This is a genomic window from Kitasatospora sp. NPDC057198 (assembly GCF_042670125.1).
Lineage (GTDB): Bacteria > Actinomycetota > Actinomycetes > Streptomycetales > Streptomycetaceae > Kitasatospora.
In genome coordinates, this window is record NZ_JBHUWH010000602.1 from 1 (window position 1) to 4137 (window position 4137).

Here is a 4137-nt window from a genome sequence, read left to right on the forward strand (position 1 = left end):
GCCTCGCGCAGCGGGGCGTTGACGTCGACGTTGGTGGTGCCGTGGCCGGTGGCGGCGCCGTCGAGGCCCTCGGGCAGGACGTCGAGCCGGGCGTGCACGCCGCCGCAGCCGGAGAAGGACTCGAAGCGCAGCCGGTCGCCGTCGGCGGTGACCACGGGGTCGAGCGAGGCGGCGCCGGTGGGCCGGTGGTAGCGGGCGGCGGCCACGTCGGCGACGGCGAGCAGCGCGGCGGCCGCGGCGTCGGGGTGGCGCAGCGCGCCGGTGAAGAACCGGGGGTGCTCGGCCGCGCCGTGCGGGGTGGCGCCGCCGCCGGTGGCGAGGTCCAGCCGGCTGGGGCTGAGCGCGGAGGGTCGGAGGTAGCGCAGGGCGTGCACGGCCGTGGTCATGGGCGGAACGCTAGCCCCCGGCCCCGACAGCACCGCGGCCGTACCCCCGCGACCGCGCCCCGCGGCCGTACGCCGACCGAACCGCCGCACCGCCCCGCAACCGCACCCCGCGACCGTACGCCGACCACACCGCCGCACCGCCGCAGCACCTCGCAACCGCGCCCCGGGCGTGACGGGCCCCACAGCCGCCGCCGACTGCAACGTGTTCTAGCATGATCCGGGTGACCGATCCCGCCGCCCCGATCCCCGACTCCTCCACCGGTCTGCGCTCCTTCGCGGAGCTGCTCGGCATCGAGGAGCTGGAGGAGAACCTGTTCCGGGGCCGCTGCCACGCGGGCGCCCCGCTGCGCGCGTTCGGCGGCCAGGTCGCGGCGCAGGCGCTCACCTCGGCCGGGCGCACGGTGGACCCGGGCCGCCGGGTGCACAGCCTGCACGGGTACTTCCTGCGGCCGGGCGACCCGCGCCGTCCGATCGTCTACCAGGTGGACCGGGCCCGGGACGGCCGCTCGTACGCGACCCGCCGGGTGTCGGCGGTGCAGCGCGGCGAGGTGATCTTCACGATGTCGGCCTCGTTCAAGCACCCGGAGGCAGCGGGCGACCGGCAGCGCACGATGCCGCCGGTGCCGGGCCCGGAGGAGCTGCCGGACCCGTACCTGGCCTGGGAGCGGGACGCACCGGAGGAGTTCGCGAACGCGGCGGTCTTCCGCGCGCTGCGGATGCGCTTCGTCCCGGCGGACGCGCCCGGCCTGCCGCCGGAACTGCCGGGCGTCCCGCAGCAGTTCGTCTGGCTGCGGACGGACCGCCCGCTGCCGGGGGACGATCCGCTGCTCCAGGTCTGCGCGCTCACCTACCTGTCCGACCTGACGCTGGCCTCGACCGCGGCCCTGCACCTCCAGCCGCACCGGGTGCACCGGGTCGAGGAGCCCCGGGTCTCGCTGGCCTCGCTGGACCACGCGATGTGGTTCCACCGCCCGTTCCGCGCCGACGAGTGGCTGCTGTTCGCCCAGCGCAGCCCGTCGGCCTCGGACGGCCGGGGGCTGGCGATGGGCGAGTTCTACGACCGGGACGGGGTGCTGGTCGCCTCCGCCGTCCAGGAGACCCTGCTCCGCGAGCTGCACCGCAAGCCCCGGCACTGAACCCCGGCACTGAACCCCGTTGCCGGGCCCCGCCGCTGAACCCCGGCGCCGAACCCCGGCGCCGAACCCTCCGGGCGGGTTGACGGGCCGTCGTCACCCACTGGTGACCTCTCGCGTCATACCGCGGCGTGGAGCCGCCACGTATCATGGTTCGGGTGACCAAGGTTGACCTGTCACCTCGTCCGGTGGAGGCGATGTCCCCCCGTCAGCTCGAACGCCGCGGCTCCCTCCTGTCCGCCGCCCTGGCCCTGGTGACCGAGATCGGCGTGGAGCGGCTCCAGATGAAACAGGTGTCGGAGCGTTCTGGCGTGGCCCTCGGTACCGCGTACCGGTACTTCTCGTCGAAGGACCACCTGCTCGCCGCCGCGATAGCGGACTGGCACCGGCTGCTGCTCGCCGACCTGGTCGGCGAGGTGGGGGCGGGGCGCAGTGCCTCGCCGACCGAGCGGGCGGTGCGGTTCGTGCGGCGGGGGATGCGGGCGTACCAGCGGCAGCCGGAGCTGGCCCGGTTGCGGGTGGCGGTGGCGACGTCCACGGACCCGTTCGCCAGTGAGGCGCTGCAGGGCCTGGCTCGGGCGGACCGGGCGGCGCTGGGGGCGGTGATGCCGGAGGTCCCGCCGGCCCCCGGGGAGCTGGTGCGGCACATGGTGGGGCACGCCTGGCAGGGCGAGTTGACGGCCTGGGTGACCGGCCGGACGACGCTGGACGACGCCCGCAACCGGCTGGAGGAGATGGTCCGGCTGGTGCTGACGCCGTACGAGCCGCCGCCCGTCCCGACCGCCTGAGCGGCACGCCCGCAGCGGCACACCCGGCGCTCCCGCCCGAGCGGCGCGCCCGGCGCGCCGCGTCACCGACCGGCCCGGCCTGTGGACATAGTTCCTGCTATGTCCACATCTGCCCAGCCCCCGACGGAGCATCAGAACCCTGCACCTGAACCGGACTCCTTCCCGCTGGACCGGGTGGTGTTCGGGGTCGGCGCGGCCGCCGTACTGGGGGTGGTGGCCTGGGGGGTGTTCGCGGAGGACTCGCTGGGCCGGGCCTCGGACGCGGCGCTGGCCTGGGTGCTGCACAACTTCGGCTGGCTGTTCGTGGTCGCCGCGGACGTGTTCCTGCTGCTCGCCGTCGTCATCGCGGTCAGCCGCTTCGGCCGGATCCCGCTGGGCCGGGACGGCGAGCGGCCGGAGTTCTCCACGCTGGCCTGGATCGCGATGATGTTCTCCGCCGGGATGGGCATCGGCCTGCTGTTCTACGGCGTCGGCGAGCCGCTGCAGCTGTACGCGCAGCCGCAGCCGGGTTCCGGCCTCGAGCCGCAGACCCCGGCGGCGGCGCAGCGGGCGCTGGAGTTCTCGCTGTTCCACTGGACGCTGCACCCGTGGGCGATCTACGCGGTGGGCGGCCTGGCGCTGGCGTACACCACCTTCCGCAAGGGCCGGGGCAACCGGATGTCGGCGGCGTTCGTGCCGCTGATCGGCGAGCGCGGGGCGAACGGCTGGCAGGGGCGGCTGATCGACCTGCTGTCGGTGTTCGCGACGGTGTTCGGTTCGGCGACCAGCCTGGGCCTGGGCGCGATCCAGGTGGCGGGCGGCCTGGGCTACGTGGCGGACGTCCGGGCCACCGAGGGCGTGGAGCTGGTGGTGATCGCGGCGCTGGGCAGCGCGTTCGTGCTGTCGGCGATGTCGGGCGTGCACCGCGGCGTGAAGTGGCTGTCGACCACCAGCGTGGTGCTGGCCTGCCTGCTGATGGTGTTCGTGTTCGTGGTCGGCCCGACGGTCTTCGTGCTGGACGCGCTGCCCTCGACGGTCGGCGGCTACCTGTCCGACCTGGCGGTGCTGGCCACCCAGACCGGGGCGTTCACGGACGAGGACTGGCTGGGCAGTTGGACGGTCTTCTACTGGGCGTGGTGGCTGTCCTGGGCGCCGTTCGTCGGCACCTTCATCGCCCGGATCTCCCGGGGCCGCACGGTGCGCCAGTTCCTGGTGGGCGTGCTGCTGGTGCCCAGCGGGGCGACGGCGGTGTGGTTCGTGGTGATGGGCGGCTCGGCGATCCGGCTGCAGAGCACCGGCGCGGCCGACCTGGTGGCGACCATCCCGCGCGGCGCGGACGCCGGGCTGTTCGAGATGCTGAAGGCGCTGCCGCTGGGGGCGGTGACCAGCGTGATCGCGGTGCTGCTGGTGATGCTGTACTTCATCACCTCCGCCGACTCCGCCTCCCTGGTGCTGGGTTCGCTGTCCTCCGGGGGCGCCCTGCACCCGCGCACCTGGCTGGTGGTGGCCTGGGGCGTGCTGATGGCGGCCGTGGCCGCGGCGCTGCTGCTGGCGGGCGGGCTGACGGCGCTGCAGAACGCCACCATCCTGGTCGCGCTGCCGTTCGTGCTGGTCATGCTGGGGCTGTGCCTGGCCCTGGTGCGCGAGCTGCGCACCGACCCGGCGGCCGGGCTGCCCCAGTCCCACCCCGCGCACGGCCTGCGCGACGCGGTCGGCGCGAGCGTCGGCGAGGAATACCCCGAGCGGTCTCGCCCGCAGGAGTGAACCCGCGGTCCCCGTACCGCCCCGCAGCGCCCCCGGCCCGGCCCGACAGCCCGTGCGGCGTCCGGCCCGAGCCCCAATTCCCAAGCC

The 4137-nt window shown here is 75.0% G+C and carries 3 protein-coding genes and 1 pseudogene; 3 read left to right on the forward strand and 1 reads right to left on the reverse strand.

Features of this window, described 5'->3' with window-relative positions:
* Nucleotides 1-386: pseudogene (locus tag ACFUEL_RS36315) on the reverse strand (SWIM zinc finger family protein); the annotation flags it as partial.
* Between the two features lie 212 nt (nucleotides 387-598).
* Here ACFUEL_RS36315 and ACFUEL_RS36320 point away from each other — a divergent pair.
* The 3 genes from ACFUEL_RS36320 (at nucleotide 599) to ACFUEL_RS36330 (ending at nucleotide 4050) form a co-directional block, all read left to right on the forward strand.
* Nucleotides 599-1522: an acyl-CoA thioesterase gene (locus ACFUEL_RS36320; RefSeq protein ID WP_380241953.1), complete on the forward strand. Its 924-nt coding sequence runs from the start codon at nucleotides 599-601 to the stop codon at nucleotides 1520-1522.
* Between the two features lie 155 nt (nucleotides 1523-1677).
* On the forward strand, nucleotides 1678-2307 hold the full coding sequence (locus tag ACFUEL_RS36325; RefSeq protein WP_380241955.1) for a TetR/AcrR family transcriptional regulator: 630 nt from the start codon (nucleotides 1678-1680) through the stop codon (nucleotides 2305-2307).
* 99 nt (nucleotides 2308-2406) lie between these two features.
* Complete coding sequence (locus tag ACFUEL_RS36330; protein WP_380241957.1) at nucleotides 2407-4050, forward strand: BCCT family transporter; 1644 nt, start codon at nucleotides 2407-2409, stop codon at nucleotides 4048-4050.
* Nucleotides 4051-4137: the final 87 nt, after the last annotated feature.

Coding starts and splice junctions, on each gene's coding strand:
- ACFUEL_RS36330 (WP_380241957.1), top strand. CDS start 2,407: ATGTCCACATCTGCCCAGCCCCCGACGGAGCATCAGAACCCTGCACCT.
- ACFUEL_RS36320 (WP_380241953.1), top strand. CDS start 599: ATGATCCGGGTGACCGATCCCGCCGCCCCGATCCCCGACTCCTCCACC.